This window comes from Paraburkholderia sp. GAS348 (assembly GCF_050434205.1).
GTDB lineage: Bacteria > Pseudomonadota > Gammaproteobacteria > Burkholderiales > Burkholderiaceae > Paraburkholderia.
Window position 1 is genome coordinate 330,548 of sequence record NZ_JBNPVT010000006.1, and the last position, 24,164, is coordinate 354,711.

The window sequence follows — 24,164 nt, forward strand, 5'->3', positions numbered from 1 at the left end:
GAGACGCCAGTGTAGCCGCAGTTCTACCGCCTGCGACCGAACATGCGTAACCGATTGTTAGGACGCTTGCGCGAATTCATCGATTAGCGAGCCGGCCTCGTCACCCGAGCGGCCGCAGGGGCCGCCACCTCACTTGTCCATCTGCTTTTGCGCGTCGCCGGAATCGCTGGACGCCGACGCGGAAGCCGACCCGCCAGCCGACGAGGCCGAACTCTGCGCCGACCACTCCTGCAGCTTGCGCCCGGCCGTCTCGAGGCCCTGACCAGTCAGCGCCGCCGCCTTGCCGAGTTGCGCATTCGTGGCGCTCGCCGCGCCTTGCAGGTTGGCTTGCGCGGTCGATGCCAGCGCGGCGGGATCGATCTTGATCGACGGTGCGGAGGCAGCGGATTCCAGATTCCGCTGCGCGGCGTCTTTGGTCGCATCGACCTGCTGGTCGACGTAACTGGCCGCCTGATCGAGCTTCTGACCGGCGGCTTGCGCTGCATCGTTGAGCTTGCCGGCGACCTGCCCTGCCGATGCATCATTCTTCTGACAAGCCGCGAGGCCGCCGAACACGAGGGCGACAACCGCGACGCGGCGCAACAACGGTGAACGTATAGATAAAGTCATGTCTGGGTGTGAGCCGCACCGAGCGGCTTCCGCATGCGAAAACGCGCCCATGATACGCCGTCGCGGTTCTGTCAAACGCGTTGGAGTAGACTCCCGGAGCGTTTCGATGTGTTCCGTTGATCAATTGGAGGCATGCGATGGCAGCAAAGAAGATTCTGTTCCTGACCGGCGACTTCGCCGAGGATTACGAAACGATGGTGCCGTTTCAGGCACTGCAGGCGGTTGGCCATATGGTCGACGCGGTCTGTCCGAACAAGAAAGCGGGCGAGAAGATCAAGACCGCGATCCATGATTTCGAAGGCGACCAGACCTACACCGAAAAGCCGGGCCACCAATTCACGCTCAACGCAAGCTTCGACGACGCCGATTCCCGTCAATACGACGCGTTGGCGATCGCAGGCGGCCGCGCGCCGGAGTATCTGCGGCTCAATCACAAGGTGATCGAACTCGTGCGGCAGTTCGCCGAAGCGGGCAAGCCGATCGCCGCGATCTGCCACGCCGCGCAACTGCTGGCTGCCGCCGACGTGATTCGCGGCAAACGCATTTCCGCCTACCCGGCCTGCGCGCCCGAAGTGAAGCTGGCCGGCGGCGAGTATGCCGACATTCCAGTCGACGCGGCGATCACCGACGCCAATTTCGTCACCGCCCCCGCATGGCCGGCTCACCCTGAGTGGCTGCGTCAATTCCTCGTGTTGCTCGGCACGCGAATCGAACTCTGATCCCAAGGCGAGCGCCTTGCCTTCGCGGCAATACGCGCTCGCCAAAACACATTCGCATTTGAGACTAGTCCGATAGTTCACAGCGCAAGGCTTTCCTATAGTCGCCGGTTGACTTGGGAGCCTTTTCGATGGAACTGACTGATTGGATCGTCATTCTCGCCGTCACGCTGATGGCAATTGTTTTTTTCTGCGCCCGCACGCCGACCGGCTGGTCGAGAGAAAACCGCGCGCGACGCCTGGCCGGCGCGCGCATGCTGGCGCAAGCGGCGTGCTCGTTGTGGGCGGCGCTGTTGATCGTCGCGCGCGGGCTGTTCGTGCTGGACGGCCTGCCCGGCTTGCACCCGGCGCCGCTCGAGGCGCTGACCGGCGTTGCGGTCCTGCTCGCCTGCGGCTGCTACTGGTCGATTCGCGGCAGCAAACTGCTCAAGCCGCGCCGGCTCTTTACCGCGTATTGATGCCGGGCGCGGCATCGGCGGCATCGGCAGCATTGGCGGCATGCGCCGCCGCACCGCCGTTCAGGTCAGGGCCATCACGATCACCAGGAGCCGCGCGCACTTCGCGCGCGCCACGAACCGCCGGAACACCATCAGCCGGCATGACATGCGTTTCGACAGCCCGTTGCGCCGTCCGCGCCTCCGCTTCGGGCAGTGACAGATAAAACGTCGTGCCCAAACCCTCTTTCGACTCTGCCCACACGCGCCCGCCGTGCCGCTCCACCACGCGCCGCACAAGCGCAAGGCCGATACCCTCCCCCGCCACCACATTGCCATGCAGCCGCTGGAACGCGTTGAAAAGCCGCGGCAGCGCGACCGCCGGAATGCCCAGGCCATTGTCCCGCACGTAGAAAATCCGTAGCGAATGCACGCCCGGCGGCGCCGGTGTCGTCCCAATTTCGATCTGGCCTTCGCGCGCCGGGTCCAGATAATTGACGGCATTGCCGATCAGGTTCGCGAACACCTGCTCAAGCGCGGTCGGGTCGCCCCACACCGCCGGCAATTCGTCGACGATCACATGTGCCCGGCGCGCCCGGATCGACCCTTGCATGGCATCGACCACGCGCGGCACGATATCGCGCACCTCGACCTTTTGCCGCCGGTACTCGACACGGCCGACGCGCGACAGCCGCAATAACGCGTCGATGATATGAGACGCCCGCAGCACGGCCGTCTGCAGGAAGTGCAGCGCCTCGCCGATATCCTCGTCCACCACCCGTTCGATGCGTTGCCGCGGTTCCGCCGCGAGCGAAGACTGGCGCAGCACTGCGCGCAATTCGTCGCAGGCGCGGGTCAGTTCTTTCGAGAAGCCTTGCAGATTCACCAACGGCGCACGCAGGTCGTGCGACACGCTGTAGATAAACATTTCGTTTTCCTGGGTCTGTTGCCGCAAGGTCTCGTTGATGCGCGCCAGCTCACCGGTGCGACGCGCGAGATCGGACTGGAAGCGCGCCTGGATGCGCTCAGCTTCGAGCAGGCGCCGGCTCGTTTCATGCAAGGTCAGATCGAGCCGGGCGATTTCGTCGCCGCCCGGGCCGATCGGCGCCAGCGGCTCGTTGCCCGCGAGGCGCCCGGCGTTATCGGACAGCAGCGCGAGCCGGCCGCGCACGCCGCGCGTGTACAACCAGACGGCCAGCGCAACGAACAGCAGGGAGCCGAACACCGCCGCGACGACCAGCGTCTGTTGCTGTTCACGCGCGGCGTCGGCAGCATTCGAGCGCAACGTGTCGAGGCGCCGCTCTTCGGTCTGAAACGCCGTCACCTGCTGACGGAAGCGATCGAGCACGTCGGCCTGGGCCAGTTCGCGGAAGCGATCGAGCAGATCGCGCCGCCGCCCCGAATGCAGCATGTCCTGAACGCGGTCCGACCATTGGCGATACCCCTGCACCGCCTCGCGCACCTGCGCCACGCGCTCGACTTGCGCCGGGTTGTCGGCAACCAGCTCGGCCAGTTGATCGATGCGACGGTCGACGTCCATCCACAATGTGACCGGCGTCGTAAAGCGGGTATCGTTGGCGAGCACCGCGCCACGCAGCGCCACGGACTCACCCAGCACCGGATCGAGAATCGCGGTGGTCTCGCGCAGCACGTCTTCGCTATGGATGGCCCACCGCTCGGCTTGCGCCGCGTCGGACTGCGCTTTGACCAGGCCGGACAGCAGCGCCAGTTCGAAGAGGGCCGGAATTGCGATCAGCAACAGGCCTTTGGTGGTCAGTCTCATGCGTACGCATTGGAGGTCGATGGCCGGCAGATCGTGCACGGGGACGGCACATTATGTCGGCGTTTGCGCAGGAAGACAAAGACGAAGCGCCGCGGACCGCGCATCTGCCGTCAAATTCGGAGCCGCGCACAACGAATGCGCATATAACGTCAGGCTTTTGAATTAAACGTAAACAAAAGCGAATATTTTGCCTATGGCTGGGCGGCGCCATGGTGCTGGCCATGCGTGCGGGATTCGGGTTTCTCGAACTCGGCACGGTACGCAAAAAGAATCAGGTCAATGCGCTGGTCAAAATTCTGCTGGACTTCTCGGTCTCGACGATCGCGTATTTCTTCATCGGCTACACGATTGCCTATGGCATGCAATTCTTCGGCAGCGCCGAGTCGCTGGCCGCGCACAACGGCGACGCTGCAGCGCGAACGCGTCGGCTGAAGGATTAGCCGAAAACAGGGTTAGCGGCGCGCCGGATGTTTCGCGTCCCCGTGCTCGCCGATCAGGCCGAATTCGATCGGGCAACGCGTGTAGAACACTGGGACGCTGCCCGCGCGCACCGCCTCGAGCAAGGCTTCCGCCTCCCCTTCAGTGACCGCGAAAATCACCTGCTGCGGTTGATCCGCCAGCTCGAAGAAGCGCGCTGCATGCCGCGCGCCCGCGTGGCCGACCCCTTCGGCCGCCGCCACGACAGTCGCGCCATGGATGCCGACGAGCTTCGCGATCGACAGCAAACATTCCACGACCGTTTGATGGCCGTGGCGCCGGTTCTTCTCGGTATAGAACGTAAGCTGGCAGCCCTTCGTCATGTCGGCCTCCCGCGCGGTTGCAATAAACCCACGGCAAACGCTCGCAGGCCCTCTGTTTATTCTAGATCACGCCCCAAGCCATGCCGCCCGCACGCGCGCCGCAACTGCGCTCACCTGGCCCCAATGCCCCGCCGATGCTAGACTTGCGCGCTGGGGATGGCATTCTCCACATGCTCCATTCGCCGCCCTTGATGGCTGGTGATGCCTGCTTCGCCCGGACAACCGCGGACGCGGCATCGCGCCTCCCGCTTGAGCCCGGTTTGTCGACCTTTTTGGCTACGCCAGAGTACTTTTGCATGTATCTGTCCATTCTCGCGGTCGGCATTGGCGGCGCACTCGGTTCGCTGTTCCGCTGGTTTCTCGGTATCCGTCTGAACGGCCTGTTCACGGGTCTGCCGCTCGGCACCTTCGCCGCTAACGTGATCGCCGGCTACGTGATCGGCGTCGCGGTCGCGGGGTTCGCGCGGGCGCCGCAGATCGCACCCGAATGGCGGCTCTTCGTTATCACGGGTTTGATGGGCGGCCTGTCGACGTTCTCGACGTTCTCGGCGGAAGTCGTGCAGCGCTTGCAGGACGGCCGGCTCGGCTGGGCGGCAGGCGAGATCGTCATTCACGTGACGGCTTCGCTCGTGATGACTATCCTCGGCATCGCAACTGTTTCGTTGCTGTCGCGCTGAAAAACGCTCGATCGCTGGATGCATCGAGGCGATACCAGGCAATATCTCGACGCGAAAATGCGCGAGCAAAAAACGATAGCGCTACAGCTTCACGTCTCTTTCCTACTAGGCACTTTCGCTCGGGCACTCGCCGGCGCGTTCTTCTTCAACTTGGTCTGATTGTGTTCGATAGCGGCACGGACGAGATTCTTTAGCGCACGCTCATTAATCTTATCGCTCTCGAAAAAATCGATCGCCCGTCTCGCGTTGCCTTCGAGACCCGCGTTGAAGAGCCTGTCGGGATCCGGGAGATTCGCCCCGTGGGCGAAGGTCAGCTTCACCTTCCCTTTGTGGGCGTTGGCGACCGCAATCATTCCGTCGCGAGACCACACCGGGCTTCCCATCCACTTCCATTCCTCGATGATCTCCGGGTCGGCCTCAAGGATGGCCTTGCGGATGCTGGCGAACGTTTTGCCACGCCAGTCTGTGATGCCTGCGATCAGTTGGTCAATGCTTTCCGATGGATTCATTGGATCCTTATGCCTCGAATTCCGGTCCCGTTTCAAGCGACCATTAACAATGTGGCGGCGACATTATTGTATAGCGGCTGCGTACGAGAAAGATCGCGCTAACCGTTACCCCGCCGAACCTGCATGTCGAACGCCATAGCAAGCCAGGCAGCAGGTTCGAACTCCTGCAGATTTTCTTATCAGCAATGATTGGTTGGATTCGAGCGCTTGCGAATCTAACGTGTAGTGCCAGCTATTGGTCTACCTGAGCATTTGCACCCCATTCCTTCCCTCGACTGGTATTGCCGCATGCGCTATTTTCGTCTGCTGAAATCTTTCGTCGCCGTGGCGGCCCTGTCGTTCGCCGCGGTTCACGCGTATGCCGATAAGCCCGCGGTGATTCGCATCGGCGTCGCACAACAAGGTACCGGCGATCCCCCTTCTTTCGGCGGGTCGCCTGCGGCTACCGTGCAATTGCAGCAGTCGCTGGAAAAGGAATTCGCCGCCGACGGCATCAAGGTCGAATGGCTGTTCTTCAAAGGCGCCGGCCCCGCGGTCAACGAAGCGATCGCCGACAACGCGCTCGACTTCGCCTTTCAGGGCGATCTGCCCGCTGTACTGGCCCGCGCCAATGGCCTGAAGACGCATCTTCTACTCGCCTCGGGCGTGCGCACCGGCATCAAGGTTGCCGTCCCTCCGGATTCGGACGTGCGTTCGATCAAAGATCTCAAAGGCCGTCGCGTATCCATCTTTCGCGGCACCAATCTGCAACTGGTCGCCGACAACGCGCTTGCCGCCAATCAGCTCGACGAGCGCGACCTGCGCGTGATCAATCTCGACACCGCCAGCTCGCTCGCCGCACTGGCGTCCAAGGGGATCGACGCATCGGTCAACGATTACCACGTGTACAAGCTGCGCGACCAGGGGCTGGCGAAAGTCGTCTACGAATCGCAGAACGATGGGCCGCAATTCACCCGTCAATCGCATCTGCTGGTACTCGACGATTTCGACCACGCGCATCCGGATATCGTGCAACGCGTCGTCAACGTGTTCGTCCAGGGCTCGCAATGGTCGTCGGATGAAGCGAACCGCGATGCGCTCTTCAAGCTGTGGGCTAAAAGCGGCGTGCCCTATTCCTCATGGCAGGCCGAGTTCGCGAATCAAAGTCTGAAGGACCGCAATTCGCCGTTAATCGACCCGTTCATCGTCGCGCGCTATAAAGCGGTCGCGGCGGACGCACTGAAACTCAAACTGATCCGTCAGCCGGTCCAGGTCGACGGTTGGTTCGAAACGAAGTATCTCGACAACGCGCTGCGCGCCCAGAAACTCGACCACTACTGGACGCGCTACGACGCCGCCGGCAAACCGCTCAGCTAACACAGGAGCGATCACGATGAGCGAAACCGTACTCCCGGCCGAGAGCGAAAGGCTCGGCCACGCTGCCGCGGCACCTGAGGTCCGAGCGGCGCCGCTCTATCGCAATGCGCGATTGCGCACGCTCGCCTGGCACCTCGCACCGTGGGTATTGCCCGCTGTCCTGCTCGCCATGTGGGCAACGGGTTGCGAGCGCGGCTGGATCGCGCCGCAGATCCTGCCACCGCCCGAGCGCGTGTTCGACACCTTCGTCGAACTGGCGAAAAGCGGCGATCTCGCCAGCAACACGCTGATCAGTTTGCAACGCGTGCTGCTCGGCTTCGCTGCGGGCACCTTGCTCGGTTTTGTGCTCGGCGCCACGCTCGGTCTGTCGCGCACCTTCGAAGCCTACGTGTTGCCGAGCTTCAATGCGCTCGTGCAGATTCCGGTACTCGGTTGGCTGCCGTTTCTGCTGCTGCTCGTAGGCGTTGGGGAGCCGCTCAAATACATCCTGATCGCGCATGCCGCGCTTGTTCCGGTCACGTTGAGCACGCTGCAAGGATTCAGGCAAACGCCCGCTTCGCTCGATGAAGTCGCGCGCGTATTCGAATACAACGGCTGGCAGCGGATCGTCTACCTCGTGCTGCCCGCTGCGGTGCCGACGCTCGCCACCGGCGTGCGGCTCGCGTTCACCAAAGCCTGGCTTGCGCTAGTGGTTGTCGAACTGGTGGCGTCGTCCGAAGGGCTCGGCTATCTGATCGTCTACGGCCGGCAACTGTTTCAGCTCGACCTGGTGATGGCATCGGTGGTCGTTGTCGGCACCATCGGTTACGCGATCAATCGTTCACTCGACGCACTCGAAGCGCGTTTGCGGCGCGGTCAACCGTCGGCATTTCGCGAGTGATCTCGCCAACGCGTGCTACGCGCCGCCCAGGAGGAATCTACGATGAGTCTTGCTCTTTTCAAGCGCTCCGCCGGATCGAAGCAGTCGGCCGATGCATCCTGCGACTGCAACGTGCCCGCCGCCTTCCGCCGCGCGGCGCGACCGCGCCGGCCACTGTCCGCACGCATCGACTGGCGCGGCGCCGTATTACCCGCCGTCGCCATTGCGATCTGGTGGGCCGCCTCGGAGGCGCACGTCGTCAAAAGCGGCTTGCTGGTCAGTCCTGAACAGGTTTTCGCCACGGCGTGTCAACAGATCGTCAGCGGCGCGCTACTGAAGGCACTCTCCGCTTCGCTCGCGCGCGAAGCGAGCGGTTTCGTGATCGGCACGCTAGGCGGCCTGCTGCTCGGCAGCGTGCTCGGCTTTTCGCGGCTCGCCACGCGCATGATCGGCCCAGGCTTCGACACGTTCAAGCAGATCTCGCTGTTCGCATGGATCCCGTTGATCTCGGTGTGGTTCGGTCTCGGCGATGCGGCAAAAATCGTATTCCTCTCGCTCGCGGCGTTGCTGCCGGTTGCCGCGCACACGTGTGACGGCATTCACGCCGTGCCGCGCGCCTATATCGAAGTCGCGCGCACTTTTCGCTATTCGCGCTGGCAATTGATCCGTGCCGTCGTTCTGCCGGCCGCGCTGCCGTCGATTTTCACCGGCATCTATCTCGCGCTGATCTATTCGTGGCTAGCCACGCTCGGCGCGGAATATCTGCTGGTGGCGGGCAGCGGGATCGGCAATACGCTGATCGACGGCAGCGAGCAGTTCCGCATGGATCTGGTGCTGTTCGGCGTAATCGTGGTCGGTGTCACTGGCTGGGCGTTGAACGCGCTGGCGCGCGCGGTGGAACGAGCGATCTTTGCGCGCCGTTCGCAGGTGGCCACACGATAAACACGCACCCGATATTCATCGGCTGCGCTCTGAATTTGCACTGAATACAGATCAAGATCCGCTCATGACTTCTTCCACGCTTTCCGAAAGCATCGACATTCTTCACGTCAGCAAGCGCTATGCGCAGCAAGACGGTGCGTCGCTCGCGGTACTCGACGACATCAGCCTGCGGGTGCGTCCCGGCGAATTCGTCAGCGTGCTCGGATCCAGCGGTTGCGGCAAGTCGACCTTGCTGCGGCTGATCGCGGGACTGGATACCGATTACACCGGCGATATCGTCGTCGCCGGAGAAAAGGTGCGCGATACGTCGCTCGAACGTGGGATCGTCTTTCAGGACCACCGCCTGTTTCCGTGGCTGACGGCATCGCAAAACATTCTCGCCGCGTTGCGCAATGCGCCACTTTCGGCGCGCGAAAAGCGCGATGCGGTCGCACAGCACATCGAACTCGTCGGCCTGAACGGTTTTGAACATGCCTATCCGCACCACCTGTCGGGTGGCATGGCGCAGCGCGTGGCGATCGCGCGCGGTCTCGTGAACCGCCCGCGCGTGCTCCTGCTCGACGAACCGTTCGGTGCGCTCGATGCGCTCACGCGTGGCCGCTTGCAAAACGAGTTGCAACGCATCTGGGAACACGAACGCATCACGATGATTCTCGTCACGCACGACGTCGACGAAGCGCTTTACCTCGGCGACCGTGTCGTCACGATGGCGCCGCGACCGGGCCGCATCAAACGGATCGTCGATGTCGCCTTGCCGCGTCCACGCGAGCGCAACGATCCCCGTTTCATTCGTTTGCGCGATGAAGTGCTGGCCGATTTCGCCGAGCACGACGGCGAGCGCCGCGACCCTCGCAAAGACGATGCGCCACACGGCGGCACGCGCATTCCAGTGGCGAGTCCGCCGATCACAGAATGGCGGCTTGCGTGGTGACGCGCACGGCATCCCTCATGCGCACCAAACCTTCAGTTCTCTTCGTCAGGAGCCTCTCATGAGTGCAGCAGCTTTACAGGAAATACAGTCCATTCAGGTCACCCCACTTTCCGCGCACATCGGCGCTGAAATTCAGGGTGTGGACCTCACGCAAAAGCTGGACGCACGCCAGATCGCAGACATTCGTGCGGCGCTTCTCAAGTGGCGCGTCGTGTTCTTTCGCGAGCAGTTCCTGACGCATGAGCAGCACGTCGCTTTCTCGGCGCAGTTCGGTGAGCTGACCGTGGGACATCCGGTATTCGGCCACGTCGACGGTCATCCGGAGATCTATTCGATCTCGAAGTACCGCAAGGCGACGCGTTTCGAGGGGCAGGCGCTGTTACGACCGTGGACGGGCTGGCACACGGACGTGACGGCCGCAGTCAATCCGCCTTGGGGGTCGATCCTGCGCGGGGTGACGATTCCGCCTTACGGTGGCGACACGCAGTGGACCAGCCTCGTGGCCGCCTATCAGAAGCTTTCGGCGCCGTTGCGCGCGTTCGCCGACGGCCTGCGCGGGCTTCATCGCTTTACGCCACCTGCCGGCGCAAGTGGAACGGAAGCATTCGTTAAAGCCGTCGAGCAACGTACTCTCGTCACCGAACATCCGCTTGTCAGAGTTCATCCGGAAACGGGCGAGCGGGCACTCTATGTCAGCCCGAGCTTCCTGAAGTCGATTGTCGGCGTGACGCCACGCGAAAGTCAGGTACTGCTCGAACTGCTCTGGGAACATGTCACGCGGCCCGAGTTCACGGTGCGTTTCAAATGGGAGGCCGGCAGCGTCGCCTTCTGGGACAACCGCGCGACAGCTCACCTCGCGCCCACGGATATTTTCGATCTCGACTTCGACCGGCAACTGTATCGCACGACGCTTGTCGGTGACGTGCCCGTTGGCCCGGACAGTGCGCCATCAGTGGCGATCGAAGGCTCGCCGGTGAGCGCCGCCGCGGCAGTCGCGTTGAACTGAGTGACACGCCATGCCGCCTCGAACTGCTCCGCGCCCAGTTCGAGCGCAGGCGCACGCGTCGCGCCAGCGGCGTTGAAAATTGCCACTTCGAGCGTGCCGGTGTGGGTGCGGCACGCTCGCGTGGCGGCAGTAAACGCATGCGCCTATCGTTTCAGCGTAGGCGACGACCGCGCATAGCGGTTTTCAGGCCGCCGCAAACCCAGATTCTCGCGCAACGTGCGTCCTTCATAGTCCTCGCGGAACAACCCGCGTCGCCGCAGTTCAGGCACGACCAGCTCGACGAAATCGGTGAGACCGTCGGGCAGTACCGGTGGCATCACGTTGAAACCGTCCGCGCCATGATTGACGAATCGCTCTTCGAGTTGATCGACGATCTGGGCCGCGGTACCGACGAGTTGCCAATGACCGCGCGCACCCGCGACCCGCAAATAGATCTGGCGGATCGTGAGGTTTTCGCGGCGGGCCAGTTCAAGCGTCAACGCCTGCCGGCTCTTGCTCGCATTTGTTTCGGGCAGTTCCGGGATTGGGCCGTCGAGCGGATAGTCTGATAGATCGAACCCGCCGGTCAGCCCGGATACCAGCGCTAGTCCGACCTTCGGATCGACAAGCGACTGCAAGTGCTCGAACTTCTCTCTAGCTTCGCTTTCGGTACGGCCGACAATCGGAAACACGCCCGGCATGATCTTCAGATCGTCCGGATGACGGCCATAGCGCTGCATGCGGCCCTTTACGTCCGCGTAGAAATCCACCGCGTCCTGCAGCGTTTGCTGTGCCGTGAAAATCACCTCGGCTGTCCTCGCGGCAAGGTCCCGGCCAGCTTCCGACGACCCGGCCTGCACGACGACCGGATGGCCCTGCGGAGAACGGGCAACGTTTAGCGGCCCCTTGACCTGAAAGAAACGTCCCTTGTGATCCAGCACGTGCCGTTTGACCGGGTCGAAGAAACGCCCTTCGGCCTTGTCGCGAACGAACGCGTCGTCTTCCCAGCTGTCCCACAGGCCCCCGGTGATTTCCGCGAACTCGGCAGCACGCGAATAGCGCTCGGCGTGATCGAAATGCCGGTCGCGGTTGAAGTTCTTCGCTTCATGCTCGCTTGACGAGGTGACCAGATTCCAACCCGCACGTCCCGCGCTAATGTGATCGAGCGACGCGAACTTGCGGGCAATGTGATAAGGCTCGTTGAAGCTCGTCGAGGCCGTGCCCACCAGACCGATACGTTCAGTCACTGCGGCGAGCGCCGAAAGCAACGTGATCGGCTCGAACTGCGCGACGTAGCTGTGCGCCGTGCGACTGAGAAAGTCGACGTTATCGCCGCGGGTACCCACGCCGTCGGCGAGAAAGATCAGATCGAACTTCGCAGCCTCGGCCGCTTGCGCGAGCTGTACGTAATGACGGAAATTAACGCCGGCGTCCGCCTGTGCCTCGGGATACCGCCACGCCGCAATGTGGTGCCCGGAAGGGTAAAGAAAGGCGCCGAGGCGCAGGTGCCCGCTACGTTTGCTCATGGAAGTTCGCGAAGGAGAATTGACGGGTAGATCCCGCACTGCGCCGATCGGCCCGATGAACGGTCGGGCGTGCCAGATGCCAAACGGGTCGACGTTAGCGCGCCGCGGAGCACGCGGCAACCAAGCAAACCTCATAACCTTATGAGCGAGGACAGGCCCGCAGTGCGCCGCATCGCGGTCCTTGCGCTCGCCGACCTCGAAGACGAAGCCATGCTTGGACCGATTGTCGCCGCCATGCGCACCGACACATCATGGGACGTTCGTGCTCAAGCCGCCGCGCCACCGGCGACACGCGGGTGACCTGCAAACGCGATATGTAACATCCAGGCGGCGAGCTTTCACCGACCATACGGTCGAGCACTATCGCGAACGGTGATCACGCAATCATCGGAGAAAATTTGTAGGACAATATGTTCCGACCGGCTGCAACGCTCCATCGCGCTTTGCCGGAAAAGCATCAATGTGGTGCGTAGCAAACTCCGCGATGTATCGTCCGGCGAGGCATACACTGTGTGCCGTTGGCGATACCGACACGCCGGGACGACCGAACACCAACCGAACGGGTCAGAATGAACAGCTTGCTTATAGGGCCGACGACACGCAAACAGGTCGTTTTTGCTGGGTCATGTGCGTTGTTCATTCTGCTCACGTTGTTGATCGCGGGTCCGCGCGCGCACCATGCGTTGCCGGCCATCACGCCCTTCATGCCGATGTGTGCGCTCACGGTGTTCACCACGTCGTGCATCGCCGCGTTCCTTCTCGGCGCCCGCTTTACCGTAACGCCACAACCGATACTCGGCGCGCTCGGCGGTGCGTACGCATTCACGGCAATTACCGTCGCTTTGCAACTGCTGATGTTCCCGGGTGTTTTTACGCGCACCGGCCTGTTAGGCGCCGAGCCTGACAGTGCGGCGTGGATGTGGGTTTTCTGGCATGCGGGATTTCCGCTGCTCGTCATTCTGGCGGCGCTCATACGCGACCGCTTCCCGAGCAAGCCAATCGCGCTGCCCTATATCGATCGCTGGACGTGGGCGTTTATCGGTATTCCAACTGCGCTTGCTGCAGCGCTTGGCGTCCTCGCCATTCATGCGAATCTGTCGATGCCTTTTCAAACGGCGACCGAGACGAACCCGCTTTCGGGCAGCCGAACCGGACTCGCCATCTGCTTGTTCGACCTGCTCGCGATCGTCGTAGTCCTGTTCAAAGGGCGCCTGCGGACCGTGCTCGATCTCTGGGTCACCATTGCCCTGCTGGCCTCCTTTGCGGACGCCAGCCTGAATCTATTGAGCATGGCCCAGTTCACCCTTGGCTGGTACGTCGCACGGGTCTTCAGCATGCTGGCGCCCGGCGTCCTGGTATGCGTGCTGGTCTGGGAAGTGACCGTGCTCTACCGCGAGTTGTCCGAGGCGCACGCTTCCCTGCTGCATACGTCCGCACACGACGCCCTGACGCGCGTTTACAACCGTAGCTACTTTAACGACCAGTTTCACAGGGAATTCGATCGGGCGAGGCGCACCGGCCAGCCGCTCTCGCTCGTCATGGTCGATGTCGACAATTTCAAAGATTACAACGACGCCTTCGGCCATCTTCGGGGCGATGGCTGCCTTAGCGCCATTGCGAAAGCGCTCGCAGGAACAGCACGTCGGTCAAGCGATTTCGTCGCCCGTTATGGCGGCGAAGAGTTCGCGCTGGTGTTACCCGACACGGGACTGGAAGAAGCATCGGTCATTGCCGAGCAGGCCCGGCTCGCGGTCATGGATCTGGGCATGACGGGGCCAATACCTGGCGGTCAGGTCACCATCAGTGCCGGGTGCGCAACGAACGAGCAGAACACGCCCGGCACGCCCAACGCGCTCGTTCAGGCGGCTGATGCCGCGCTCTACGACGCGAAACGTGCTGGACGCAATCGGGTTCAGTCGGTCGCGCCCCAACGGTAAGCGGCCTCCTCCTCATGCGATGCGTTCGCTTGTGGCCGCGCCTCTGAGCGCAGAATCGGTTTTCGTGCCAGTTCGCCCCCACCCGTGGCAAAATCACCGGCACCGCGGCATTCGTCCGGGAGACCTGCTATGGGTAAGAAGACGCACGGCGAGCATAAGGCCAACGCGGCCAACGCGGCCGGCCGGTCAGAGGCCGCACCGGACATTCCCGGACAGATTGTCCTTGTGTTTCAGGGAGGCGGTGCCCTCGGAGCGTACCAGGCTGGTGTCTATCAGGCGATGCATGACCGCAAGGTCGACCCCGACTGGGTGATCGGCACGTCGATCGGTGCGATAAACGGCGCGATCATCGCTGGCAATCCGCCGGAGAACCGCATTGCGCGATTAACCCAGTTCTGGAACGGCGTGGCGCGTCGTGGCGTCGATGCGGCCAGCTGGTTGTTGCCGGGGCTTGCAAACTGGTCGCGCGACCTGGCGATCGTCACACACGGCGTGCCGTCGTTCTTCACCCCACAGCTGGGGTCATGGGCGAATATTCAGGCGCGCGTCGGCTCGGAGCGGGCGGCATTCTATTCAACGGAGCCCCTGCGTGACACCCTGTCTTCACTGATCGATTTCGATTACCTGAACCGCAAGGCGACGCGATTGACGGTTGGCACGGTCAACGTCCGCAGCGGGCGTATGCGCTATTTCACCAATCGCGACGCGCCAATGGATGTCGAGCACGTGATGGCATCCGCCGCTTTTCCGCCCGGCTTCCCTTCGGTGCGACTGGAAGGCGAATCGTACTGGGACGGCGGCATCTACTCGAATACGCCGCTCGAAGCCGTGCTCGATGATCGGCCGCGATGCAGCTCGGTGATTTTTTCGGTGCAGTTGTGGCCATCAAGCGGGCCGGAACCCGAATCCATCTTGCAGGTCATGAGCCGGCAGCGCGACATTCAGTATTCAAGCCGTGCGGAAAGCCATCTCGATCGACAGAAGCAGATTCACCGGCTGCGTCACGTGATTCGCGAACTCAGCCAGCACATTCCGGAAGAAAAGCGCGCTACGCCGGAGGTTCAGGCGCTCCTCGGCTGGGGCTGTGGCACGACGATGCAAGTATTGGAACTCGACGCGCCGGCATTCGATAACGACGATTTGAACAGGGATATCGATTTTTCGTCGCATGGCATCGAGCGGCGCTGGGCCGTAGGGTATGAAGACACGATCCGCTTACTGGAGCGTGCACCCTGGCGCGAAACACTGGACCCTATGGAGGGCATCTCAGTCTTTCGAATGGCCTCCGTGGATAGCCAAAAGTAACTCGCGATCGGGCTCGCCGATGCGGTGCTCGTCGTCATGCACGCACCGATCGCGCTTGTTGTCGCGGGAGCGATCTAAGGCGCGTCCGTTGTGTCGGAAAGGCGGGCTGCTTCATGCCGGATCGCCTCGGCCTCAAGCGGTCGTTGAGTCTGGCTCAACAGTGCGCTCAGGTTGCCAAGTGTCCGCGCTTCATCCTGGCGGTAGGCCGCCGGGGTCTCTCGCGACAGAGTCCGGTAAAGATCCAGCGCGTTCCGGTAAGCGTCTTCAGCCTCGCGTGGGCGCCCGCTGTGACTGAAGAGGACACCGAGATTGTTCAACGTCCGCGCTTCGTCCGGCTGGTAGACAGTCGGGGTTTCCCCCGCGAGCACACGATAGATCTGCAAGGCCTGCCGATAGGCTTGCTGCGCCTGCTCCGGCCGTTGCGTGGCGCGATAGAGCGCACCAAGATTGGTCAGCGTGCGCGCCACATCGGCCCGATAGAGCGCTGGACTCTCCCGGGCAAGCTGCTGCCGGATCGTTAGCGCTTCCTTGTAAGCGTGCTCTGCTTCGCGGAGTTGCTGCATCGCGCTATAAAGATTCCCGAGATTGTTGAGCGTACGAGCAAGCGCCGGGCGGTAGGCTGCGGGATTGCTTCGCACGAGCGCCCGCTGGATGTGCAGCGCCTCGCGATACGCCTGCTCCGCATCGCTCATCCGTTGAGTGGCACCGTACAGAATGCCGAGGTCGTTGAGCGTCGTCGCCATATCGGGTTTGTAGGTCGCGGGGGCGCGATAGGCCAACGCACGATCGACGTCCAGCGCTTCGCGATAAGCATCCGCCGCTTCTTTCAGACGCTGTGTATCGCGGTATAGGACGCCGAGGTTGTCGAATGTTTCTGCCACAGCGGGCCCGTAAGCCACCGGGTTCTGTTTCGCCAGTGCCCAATAGCTCTCCAGCGCCCGCAGATAGGCGGCCTCCGCTTCCCTGGGCCGTTGCAGCCCAACGTACAGGTTGCCAAGCTTGTCGAGCGTGCGCGCAATCTCGGGCTGGTAGGCGGCAGGCTTCTGCTGCGCAAGCAGCTGATAGCGCGACAACAGCGTGCGGTAAATCGGTTCCGCACGCTCAAATTCGCGTTGCTCTTGCAACGTGTCGGCAAGCGCGGTCGCCATCCTGCTATCTTCCGGTTGCAACGCGCAGGCCTTTTCCAGATACGGCAGCGCATGCTGCGGCGCGAAGCGCAGCAATTCGATCTCGCCGGCCGCATACCAACGCGCCGCGAAAACCTGCGGGGTTTCCTGCGGAGTTTCCTGTTGCTCGGCAAGCAGCTTGGCCAGCAACTGTGACGCGCCGTCCAGATCAAAGCGCTCGAGCGCTTCGTCGATCTGCAATTCAAGAGGATCAGGACTCCGTGCGATCGAGGACCTGCGCAGCAGATCCTCGTAACGTGCGGCCCATTGCCGGGCTTCGGACGCGAGCGCTGCGTCGGGCTGCGCCCTGATTTGCTCGGCAAGGCGCTCGACTAGCGGCTCGACTTTGGCGAACGCGGTATCCGTCTTGCCCCCAACGCGGTCCAATTCCGCATGTATCGCGCCCAGTATCACGTTGGTTGCGCTCGCGAGCGAGACGATCTGGGCTTCGGAAAGTTTGGGGCGGTTCACCACCCGGTTCAACCGAATGGTCAGACGATTGAGGGGCCGACCGGGAAGTCCGCAATCCGTCTGTACTTTGAGGCCGTGTTCGACATCGACCTCGGAGAACGCCGGAGCGCACGAACTCGCCGCGTCCGCAGCGAGGCATCCCACGGACAACACAACCATCGCCACGCCCGACGAAATCTTGCGCGTACTCATTTCCCGTCACGCCCGCCGTTCCATGGAAAGCAGTAACGTCCGGCAATGCAACTTGCTTCCACCTGCCCGCAGTCAGATCAGGCCCCCACCTGGATGCGGTTGACGACGCCATCGATAGCATCTATACACCAGGCGTCCTGTTCCGCCAGGCGTCTTTCCGCCTCCGTCGCCACCCAGCCTGCCAGCGTGATCCGGTGATTTTCCACATTGATGGTGATCTGCTCGGCGCGCACACGCCGATCTGTTTCGAGCACCAGGTGCAAAGCCTCGGAAATCTCTTCGTCGCCATCTGCTTCGGCGGGCACCAACTCCAGCAGGTTCACCACGTCGCGGCAGCCACCGACCCACCAGGCAGTCACACTCGCGAGGCGCCTATGGGACAGGCTGCCCACCTGCCCCGTCAAGGTCACGACGCCGTCCTCGACCGTCACTTCGACGACGCCGCTGCCGTCGTTGCCCGCCTCGTCCATGGTGCCGTGCAGCACTTCCAGCTGGCCCTTGACGCGCGCACAGATCACGCAGTTGCGAAACTCCACCGTCTGCGCAAGCCGTTCGCAAAGATGCGTGCGTAACTCGCCATCACCGACCGGCGGGTTGGCGGTAACCCGCAGTTGGTCGACCAGACGCGTTCCGTCGCAGTGCATCTGGGTCAACTGAAGAAGGCGTTTCTTGGATGCGATATCCGGCACCTCGCCGGTCACGGTCAAGGCGCCACCGTCCAGGCTCATATGAATGGGATGATGGTGGAGCTTCAGGTGGGATTCGCGTTCGAAGGCCGCCATCACCTGCTTCAGGACCGTCTCGCTGCGTTGCATGATGTGCCTCGCGCAAAGGTTGGGTGGCGCAGTGCCCCTTATGCCGCACTGCGCAAGCCTTGCTGCACCCGACGGGCGCCAGTCAGCTCGGCGTGCCCGCCATGCGGCGGGCGAAGCGTGTCCGCTCGGCGCGGTCCATCAGATCAAGGAATTGATCGGTGTTCATGTGAATCAGCGCTTCGTGATCGCCGGCCTCGAAATAGACGTCCGGCTGACGGGCGAGGCTCTCGTCAAGATAGGTATACATGCCATAGGCCGTACACACGGGCGGAAGCGCTCCCACGTCGCAATCCTTGAACAGCTCCCGCAGATCGACCTCTTTGGCCAGCAGGAGGTGGCGCCCGGTCTGTGCCCAAAGCTCGGACAGCCGCACGGCGTAGGTCGATGGCAGCACCGCCGCCACATAGCCGTGTTCGTCTTCGAAAAGCACGGTTTTGGCGAGGCGATCGCCGGGAATATGCGCTGCCGCCGCGGTTTCGATGCTGGAATGGCTGTGCGGATGATGCACGATTTCGTACTGGGAGCCCTTGCTGCGCAGGCACTCCTCAAGAGTGGCAGACATTGACATGACGCACCTCCTCCAGAAGGAAGGAAACGGGAAACGGTTGCTCAAGATTCCTTAAGGATAGGTCGATTTGGTTTGCGTGTGCTAGCACGCAAACAACACATGCAGACGGCAGCGCCGTGACTGTGCCGGCGCGACGACGAAGGGAACGATCACCCGTATGGCACACGGGTCCATTTTCGCCAATAATGGCCCCACCTCCACTACCGGACGAGGGCGGCCATGTATTACAGCCCCGACGCCATCCGCACCATTGCCCTCGTCGGGCATGCCGGATGCGGCAAGACATCGCTTGTCGAAGCCCTGCTGCATCAGGGCGGCGCGTTACACGCGCCCGGCAGCGTCGAGCGTGGCAACACGGTCTGCGATTTCGACCCGCTCGAGCGCAAATATCACCACTCGCTGAGCTCCGCCGTCACCCACCTGCACTACCGCGATACCCGCATTTATCTGCTGGATACACCCGGCTACCCGGATTTTTCCGGCTTGTCGATCAGTGCCCTGGCAGCTGTGGAGACTGCCGCCATTGTCATCAATGCACAGACCGGTATCGAAATGACCACCCGGCGCATGATGGCGTGGGCGGAGAAACGCAAGCTCTGCAGAATGATCGTCGTGAACGGCATCGATGGCGAAAAGGTCGATCTTCCGGGGCTTCTGACGCAAATCCAGGAGGCCTTCGGCAAGGAATGCCTGCCTATCAACCTGCCGGCGCAAAGCGGCCGCCAGGTGGTGGATTGTTTTTTCAACCCTGCCGGCGACGCCGACTTTCTGTCTGTTGCCGCCGCGCACAATGCGCTAGTCGATCAAGTGGTCGAGATCGATCCCGCCTTGATGGAGCTCTACCTGGAACAGGGCGAGGCCATCAGCCCGGAGCAGTTGCACGAGCCCTTCGAACGGGCGCTGCGCGAAAGTCATCTGGTGCCGGTCTGCTTCACGTCGGCGGCCAACGGCGCCGGCATCGCGGAATTGCTCGACGTGTTCGTCCGGCTCCTGCCCAATCCCATGGAAGGCAACCCGCCCCTCTTCTACCGCGATGCCGGCGGCCGCCAGCAAGTCATGCGCGCCGAACCGGTCGCCGACAAGCATGTATTGGCCCATGCCTTCAAGATCGTCATGGACCCTTACATCGGCAAAATGGCGGTGTTTCGCATCCATCAGGGCACGATCAGGCGCGACAGTCAGCTGTATATCGGTGACGGGCGCCAGCCGTTCCGGGTCGCCCATCTGATGATGCTGCAGGGCAAAGAGCACATGGACGTCCCACAGGCCGGCCCAGGCGATATCTGCGCCACGGCCAAGGTCGACGAGATCGGCTTCGATGCCGTGCTGCACGACGCCCCCGAGGACGGCGACATCCACCTGACCCCGCTCGACTTCCCCACATCCATCTATGGCCTGGCCATCGAACCTGCGCGCCCGGGCAACGAGCAGCGCCTCTGGGAGGTTCTGCAAAAGCTGAGCGCGGAAGACCCTTGCCTGCGCATCGAACACCCGGTCAGCACCAACGAGACGGTGGTGCGAGGTCTGGGCGAGTTGCACCTGCGCGTCATGCTGGAGCGGCTATCCGAACAGTACAAGCTCGAGGTCGTGACCCGGCCGCCGAAGATCGCCTATCGGGAAACCATCGGCGGCAAGGCCGAGGGGCATTGCCGTCACAAGAAGCAAACCGGCGGTGCCGGACAATTCGGCGAAGTGATGCTGCGGGTGGAGCCACTGCCGCGCGGCACGGGCTTCGAGTTCGTCGACGCCGTCAAGGGCGGCGCCATTCCCGGCCAGTTCATTCCCGCCGTGGAGAAAGGCATTCTGCAGGTCATCGACAGCGGACCGCTTGCCGGCTTCCCGATGCAGGACGTGCGCGTCACCGTGTTCGACGGCAAGAGCCATCCCGTCGACTCGAAGGAGGTGGCATTCGTCTCCGCCGGGCGCAAGGCTTTCATCGATGCGGTGCTGAAAGCCCAGCCCATTCTGCTCGAGCCCATCGTGGACATCGAGGTGATGACGCCGGAAGCCGCGATGGGCGACATCATCGGCGACCTGTCCGCCAAGCGCGGCCAGGTGCATGGCACACGCACGGCCGCCGGCAACGCCGTGGTCGTTGCGGGGCAGGTGCCGCTGTCCGAACTCAACGACTATCAGTCGCGTCTGAACGCCATCGCCGGCGGCCACGGCAACTACAGCATCCAGCTCAGCCACTACGATCCGGTGTCCCCCGCGCAGCAGGAGCGGATGGCGTCGCAGCACAAAAAACAGGGCGACAGCGCGGCGCCATGAGTGGCCTGCCGGATACGCGCACCGCTATCGTGCCGTCTGCAGATCCGCCATCGTCGCGGCCAGAAAACGCGCCGCCTCACCGCCCGTGACGACCCGATGGTCGAATGTCAGACTGAGCGGCAAGATCCGATGCACGGCGGGCACGCCTGCTACCGCCACGACCTGCTCGTGAATGCGCCCGGCCCCGAGAATCGCGACCGTGGGCGGCACAACGATGGGCGCCGCATATTTACCGGCGATCATGCCGAAATTCGACAGTGTGATCGTATTGCCGCGCAGTTCTTCCGGCGGAATCTTGCGCGCCCGGATGTCGGCACGCATGCGGTCCAGCCCGCCACGCAGATCGGCCGGGTCGCGCAACGCGACGTTGCGCAACACCGGGACGAAGAGGCCATCCGGCAGATCGACGGCGATGCCAAGATCGATTTTCTCCAGCACGTGGCGCCGTCCCGTGTGTCCGTCGAACCATGCGTTGAGCCCCGGTTCGGCGCGGCATCCCGCCACCAGCGCGCGGATCAGCCGGATCGTGACATCGGAATCGGGCGGCCACGCATGAATGTCGGCATCGTCGATGACGGTGGCCGCCGCCACTTCGCTCTGCGCGCGCGCCATGTTCTGCGCCATCGCGCGCCGCACGCCGCGCAGCACTTCGGGCGGCCCGAGCTCGGCGAGGACTTTCGCGACACGCTGCACGTCTGCCGCCGTGATGACACCCTCTGGCCCCGATGGCGTCACCAACGCCAGATCGACATCCAGCTTGCGCGCGAGCGCCCGCGCCGCCGGGATTGCCTTGATCACGCCAGCGCCAGCACCCGCGCCCATGCCGCTGCCAGGCGCCGCCGGTGCTTCCCGCACAACGTGCTGGCCGACCTCCATATGGCCGACCACGGTGCCGGCATCGGCTTCGTCGCCCCCTCCTTCGAATGCGGCGAGCGGTGCCCCCAGATGCACGACGTCGCCCGGCTGGCCGAACAGCTTCGCGATGCGGCCGGACTGAGGCGATGGAATCTCGACGATCGCTTTCGCCGTTTCAACCGATAGCAGCGGTTGATCCGCGCGAATCTCGTCGCCGCTCCTGACGTGCCACTCGACGATCTCCGCTTCCTGCAAGCCTTCGCCGAGATCGGGCAGTTTGAAGACTTTCATGGCTTCACGAGGCCTCCAGAGCCTGCCTGACCGCGGCGACGATGCGCTCCGTGGCTGGCATATATTGATTTTCGAGTCTGTACAGCGGCACCACCACGTCATATCCGGTGACGCGCTGCACCGGCGCGAGCAGCGAGTACAGTCCGCGCTCCGCGACATTGGCTGCTATTTCCGCGCCCACCCCTCCGGTGCGCGAACCCTCATGCACGATCACACAGCGTCCAGTTTTCGCCACCGACGCGAGAATGGTGTTCATGTCGAGCGGTTTGAGCGTCGCCACGTCGATCACCTCGGCCATCACGCCTTCCTGCGCGAGCAGATCGGCCGCGGCCTGCACGTCCTGCACCGCGCCGCCCCAACTCACCAACGTGACGTCGGACCCATCGCGCAGCGTGAAGCAACTGTCGAGCGGCAACGCTTCGCCGTTATCCTCCACCGGTTGCTTGAAGAGCCGGTAGAGTCGCGTCGGTTCGAAAAAGATCACCGGGTCCGGGTCGCGGATTGACGCGAGCAGCAAACCGTATGCACGTGCCGGCGAAGACGGCGTCACGACACGCAATCCGGGGATGTGGGTAAACAACGCCTCAGGACTTTCGGAATGATGCTCCGGCGCGTGGATCCCTGCGCCGGACGGCGCCCGGATCACGAGCGGACACGTCAGCCGTCCACGGGTTCGATTCCGAAGACGCGACGCGTGATTCAGAACGTGGTCGATGGCCGGATAGATGAACCCGCTGAACTGGATTTCAACGACCGGCTTCAGGCCCATCGCCGCCATGCCGATCGCGGTGCCGGCGATCGCCGTTTCAGCCAACGGCGTATCGATCACCCGCTCTGCGCCGAATCGCGCCTGCAACCCAACCGTCGCGCGGAACACGCCGCCATTCACGCCGATATCCTCGCCGAGCAGCACGACGGCTGGGTCGTGCGCCAGTTCGTAGGCGAGCGCCTGATTGAGCGCCTCGACCATGTTGAGGTCAGCCATGGCGGTTCCCCGCAGGGGGCGCGAATTGCTGCGCCATCGCCAATTGTTCACGCATCGCCAACGGCAAGGTCTCGTACAGATGATCGAACATGGCGGATGTGTCCGGTGGTGGCACCCCGAGATACGCGTCGACGGCCTGCTCGACCTGGGCAAGACACGCGCGGCCGAGTTGCTCGTCCTGCGCCTTGTCCCAGACGTTCATGTGCATCAGGTAGGTGCGCAGGCGCAGCAACGGTTCATATTCCCATTGCTTGCCAAGGACCTCGGAGTCGCGATAACGCGTCGCGTCATCGGCTGTCGTGTGATCGCCAAGGCGATAGCTGAGCGCTTCGATCAGCGTCGGGCCATCGCCGCGGCGCGCTTTGGCGAGCGCCGCGTGCACCACCTGATGCACCGCGATCACATCGTTGCCGTCGACCTGCAGCCCATCGATTCCTGCTGCGATCGCCTTTTGCGCGAGCGTTTGCGCGGCGCTCTGGCGGCTGCGCGGCACCGAGATCGCCCACTGGTTGTTATTGACCACGAGGACAAGCGGCGCCTGCCAGACGCCGGCCATGTTCATTGCTTCGTAGAAGTCGCCTTTGGACGTGCCGCCGTCGCCGAGTATCGCCACCGCGACGCGCGGCTCGTGACGCAGCAGGAACGCGTAGGCCGCGCCAGCGGCATGGCATACCTGCGTGCCGATCGGCACACAGTTCGGGAAATCGTCGCGAGGCACGCTGAAGTCGCTGCCGCGTTCGTCGCCGCCCCAATACAGCAGACTTTCCGTCATTGTGACGCCGCGCAGCAATTGCGCGGCGTGATCGCGATAGGACGGAAACAGCACGTCGTCGGTCTGCATCGCGCTGGCGACGCCGACGCCGATCGCCTCCTGCCCAACCGACGACGCGAAAGTGCCGAGCTTGCCGGTACGCTGCAGTGCGACGGCCTTCGTGTCGAACGCCCGTGTCAGCACCATCTCGCGATAGAGCGGAAGCAGCGCGGCCGGGTCCCGCGCAAACGCAGGCAACGGCTGAGCAGGCTCGCCGCCAGGGCCAAGATATTGCGTGTAGCCGATATGAAAACTGGCAGCCGTGGTCATGACCGCCCTCCATGTTCATTCAGATATCGTATACGCGCCGGGGTTCGCGCGCATGAGCGCTACCGCACGAACGCTGCTGTGCATTCGCGCAAACTTTGCC

23 protein-coding genes and 1 pseudogene are annotated in these 24,164 nt (G+C 63.1%); 13 read left to right on the forward strand and 11 right to left on the reverse strand.

Features of this window, described 5'->3' with window-relative positions:
• Positions 1 to 129: 129 nt before the first annotated feature.
• Positions 130 to 609: a hypothetical protein gene (locus tag P3T22_RS13800; protein ID WP_063495729.1), complete on the reverse strand. Its 480-nt coding sequence runs from the start codon at positions 607 to 609 to the stop codon at positions 130 to 132.
• Between the two features lie 137 nt (positions 610 to 746).
• Between P3T22_RS13800 and P3T22_RS13805 the strand changes: the two genes are divergently transcribed.
• Positions 747 to 1,328 (forward strand): DJ-1/PfpI family protein, encoded by a 582-nt coding sequence (locus P3T22_RS13805; protein ID WP_063495728.1) that lies wholly within the window; start codon positions 747 to 749, stop codon positions 1,326 to 1,328.
• Between the two features lie 128 nt (positions 1,329 to 1,456).
• Entirely contained in the window at positions 1,457 to 1,783 is a 327-nt protein-coding gene (locus P3T22_RS13810) for a hypothetical protein (RefSeq protein WP_063495727.1), read from the forward strand.
• On the opposite strand, the gene P3T22_RS13815 is transcribed toward P3T22_RS13810, so the two are convergent.
• A complete protein-coding gene (locus tag P3T22_RS13815; RefSeq protein WP_063495726.1) occupies positions 1,770 to 3,542 on the reverse strand; it encodes a sensor histidine kinase in 1,773 nt (590 codons plus the stop codon). The two genes, P3T22_RS13810 and P3T22_RS13815, sit on opposite strands and share 14 nt — an antisense overlap.
• A gap of 209 nt (positions 3,543 to 3,751) precedes the next feature.
• Here P3T22_RS13815 and P3T22_RS13820 point away from each other — a divergent pair.
• Positions 3,752 to 3,961: pseudogene (locus P3T22_RS13820) on the forward strand (ammonium transporter); the annotation flags it as partial.
• Positions 3,962 to 3,994: 33 nt separating this feature from the next.
• On the opposite strand, the gene P3T22_RS13825 reads toward P3T22_RS13820, so the two are convergent.
• On the reverse strand, positions 3,995 to 4,342 hold the full coding sequence (locus P3T22_RS13825; protein ID WP_063495724.1) for a DUF190 domain-containing protein: 348 nt from the start codon (positions 4,340 to 4,342) through the stop codon (positions 3,995 to 3,997).
• 296 nt (positions 4,343 to 4,638) lie between these two features.
• Between P3T22_RS13825 and crcB the strand changes: the two genes are divergently transcribed.
• Positions 4,639 to 5,019, forward strand: coding sequence for a fluoride efflux transporter CrcB (gene crcB, locus P3T22_RS13830; protein WP_063497906.1), 381 nt, complete (start codon positions 4,639 to 4,641; stop codon positions 5,017 to 5,019).
• 89 nt (positions 5,020 to 5,108) lie between these two features.
• On the opposite strand, the gene P3T22_RS13835 is transcribed toward crcB, so the two are convergent.
• Positions 5,109 to 5,528: a DUF1801 domain-containing protein gene (locus tag P3T22_RS13835; RefSeq protein WP_063495723.1), complete on the reverse strand. Its 420-nt coding sequence runs from the start codon at positions 5,526 to 5,528 to the stop codon at positions 5,109 to 5,111.
• A gap of 288 nt (positions 5,529 to 5,816) precedes the next feature.
• Between P3T22_RS13835 and P3T22_RS13840 the strand changes: the two genes are divergently transcribed.
• The 5 genes from P3T22_RS13840 to P3T22_RS13860 all read left to right on the forward strand — a co-directional run bounded on the left by P3T22_RS13840 (position 5,817) and on the right by P3T22_RS13860 (position 10,622).
• On the forward strand, positions 5,817 to 6,884 hold the full coding sequence (locus tag P3T22_RS13840; RefSeq protein ID WP_063495722.1) for an ABC transporter substrate-binding protein: 1,068 nt from the start codon (positions 5,817 to 5,819) through the stop codon (positions 6,882 to 6,884).
• A 16-nt stretch (positions 6,885 to 6,900) separates the two neighbouring features.
• Complete coding sequence (locus P3T22_RS13845; protein WP_429325241.1) at positions 6,901 to 7,764, forward strand: ABC transporter permease; 864 nt, start codon at positions 6,901 to 6,903, stop codon at positions 7,762 to 7,764.
• 42 nt (positions 7,765 to 7,806) lie between these two features.
• Positions 7,807 to 8,685, forward strand: coding sequence for an ABC transporter permease (locus P3T22_RS13850; RefSeq protein ID WP_429325242.1), 879 nt, complete (start codon positions 7,807 to 7,809; stop codon positions 8,683 to 8,685).
• A gap of 64 nt (positions 8,686 to 8,749) precedes the next feature.
• Entirely contained in the window at positions 8,750 to 9,616 is an 867-nt protein-coding gene (locus tag P3T22_RS13855) for an ABC transporter ATP-binding protein (RefSeq protein WP_063497905.1), read from the forward strand.
• A gap of 58 nt (positions 9,617 to 9,674) precedes the next feature.
• Entirely contained in the window at positions 9,675 to 10,622 is a 948-nt protein-coding gene (locus tag P3T22_RS13860; protein WP_429325243.1) for a TauD/TfdA dioxygenase family protein, read from the forward strand.
• Positions 10,623 to 10,765: 143 nt separating this feature from the next.
• Here the strand turns inward: P3T22_RS13860 and P3T22_RS13865 are convergent, their stop codons facing one another.
• On the reverse strand, positions 10,766 to 12,127 hold the full coding sequence (locus tag P3T22_RS13865) for an LLM class flavin-dependent oxidoreductase (RefSeq protein ID WP_429325244.1): 1,362 nt from the start codon (positions 12,125 to 12,127) through the stop codon (positions 10,766 to 10,768).
• Between the two features lie 141 nt (positions 12,128 to 12,268).
• Between P3T22_RS13865 and P3T22_RS13870 the strand changes: the two genes are divergently transcribed.
• The 3 genes from P3T22_RS13870 to P3T22_RS13880 all read left to right on the forward strand — a co-directional run bounded on the left by P3T22_RS13870 (position 12,269) and on the right by P3T22_RS13880 (position 15,369).
• Positions 12,269 to 12,427: a hypothetical protein gene (locus tag P3T22_RS13870; RefSeq protein WP_429325245.1), complete on the forward strand. Its 159-nt coding sequence runs from the start codon at positions 12,269 to 12,271 to the stop codon at positions 12,425 to 12,427.
• Positions 12,428 to 12,696: 269 nt separating this feature from the next.
• Positions 12,697 to 14,064 carry a sensor domain-containing diguanylate cyclase gene (locus tag P3T22_RS13875; RefSeq protein ID WP_429325246.1) on the forward strand — a complete coding sequence of 456 codons (1,368 nt, stop codon included), beginning with the start codon at positions 12,697 to 12,699 and terminating at the stop codon, positions 14,062 to 14,064.
• A 129-nt stretch (positions 14,065 to 14,193) separates the two neighbouring features.
• Positions 14,194 to 15,369: a patatin-like phospholipase family protein gene (locus P3T22_RS13880; RefSeq protein WP_429325247.1), complete on the forward strand. Its 1,176-nt coding sequence runs from the start codon at positions 14,194 to 14,196 to the stop codon at positions 15,367 to 15,369.
• A 74-nt stretch (positions 15,370 to 15,443) separates the two neighbouring features.
• On the opposite strand, the gene P3T22_RS13885 is transcribed toward P3T22_RS13880, so the two are convergent.
• The 3 genes from P3T22_RS13885 to P3T22_RS13895 all read right to left on the reverse strand — a co-directional run bounded on the left by P3T22_RS13885 (position 15,444) and on the right by P3T22_RS13895 (position 18,581).
• Positions 15,444 to 17,198, reverse strand: a complete 1,755-nt coding sequence (locus P3T22_RS13885; RefSeq protein ID WP_429325248.1) for a tetratricopeptide repeat protein — start codon at positions 17,196 to 17,198, stop codon at positions 15,444 to 15,446.
• Between the two features lie 77 nt (positions 17,199 to 17,275).
• Positions 17,276 to 18,013 carry a BON domain-containing protein gene (locus P3T22_RS13890; protein WP_429325249.1) on the reverse strand — a complete coding sequence of 246 codons (738 nt, stop codon included), beginning with the start codon at positions 18,011 to 18,013 and terminating at the stop codon, positions 17,276 to 17,278.
• 82 nt (positions 18,014 to 18,095) lie between these two features.
• Entirely contained in the window at positions 18,096 to 18,581 is a 486-nt protein-coding gene (locus P3T22_RS13895) for an aminoacyl-tRNA deacylase (RefSeq protein WP_063495713.1), read from the reverse strand.
• Between the two features lie 219 nt (positions 18,582 to 18,800).
• On the opposite strand from P3T22_RS13895, the gene fusA reads away from it, so the two are divergent.
• Positions 18,801 to 20,852 (forward strand): elongation factor G, encoded by a 2,052-nt coding sequence (gene fusA, locus P3T22_RS13900; protein WP_063495712.1) that lies wholly within the window; start codon positions 18,801 to 18,803, stop codon positions 20,850 to 20,852.
• Positions 20,853 to 20,876: 24 nt separating this feature from the next.
• Here the strand turns inward: fusA and P3T22_RS13905 are convergent, their stop codons facing one another.
• The 3 genes from P3T22_RS13905 to pdhA are packed head-to-tail and all read right to left on the reverse strand — an operon-like array spanning position 20,877 to position 24,064.
• Entirely contained in the window at positions 20,877 to 21,998 is a 1,122-nt protein-coding gene (locus P3T22_RS13905) for a dihydrolipoamide acetyltransferase family protein (protein WP_429325250.1), read from the reverse strand.
• 4 nt (positions 21,999 to 22,002) lie between these two features.
• On the reverse strand, positions 22,003 to 22,983 hold the full coding sequence (locus P3T22_RS13910) for an alpha-ketoacid dehydrogenase subunit beta (protein ID WP_429325251.1): 981 nt from the start codon (positions 22,981 to 22,983) through the stop codon (positions 22,003 to 22,005).
• Positions 22,976 to 24,064: a pyruvate dehydrogenase (acetyl-transferring) E1 component subunit alpha gene (pdhA, locus tag P3T22_RS13915; protein WP_429325252.1), complete on the reverse strand. Its 1,089-nt coding sequence runs from the start codon at positions 24,062 to 24,064 to the stop codon at positions 22,976 to 22,978. Before pdhA ends, P3T22_RS13910 begins: the two co-directional genes overlap by 8 nt.
• Positions 24,065 to 24,164 lie beyond the last annotated feature (100 nt).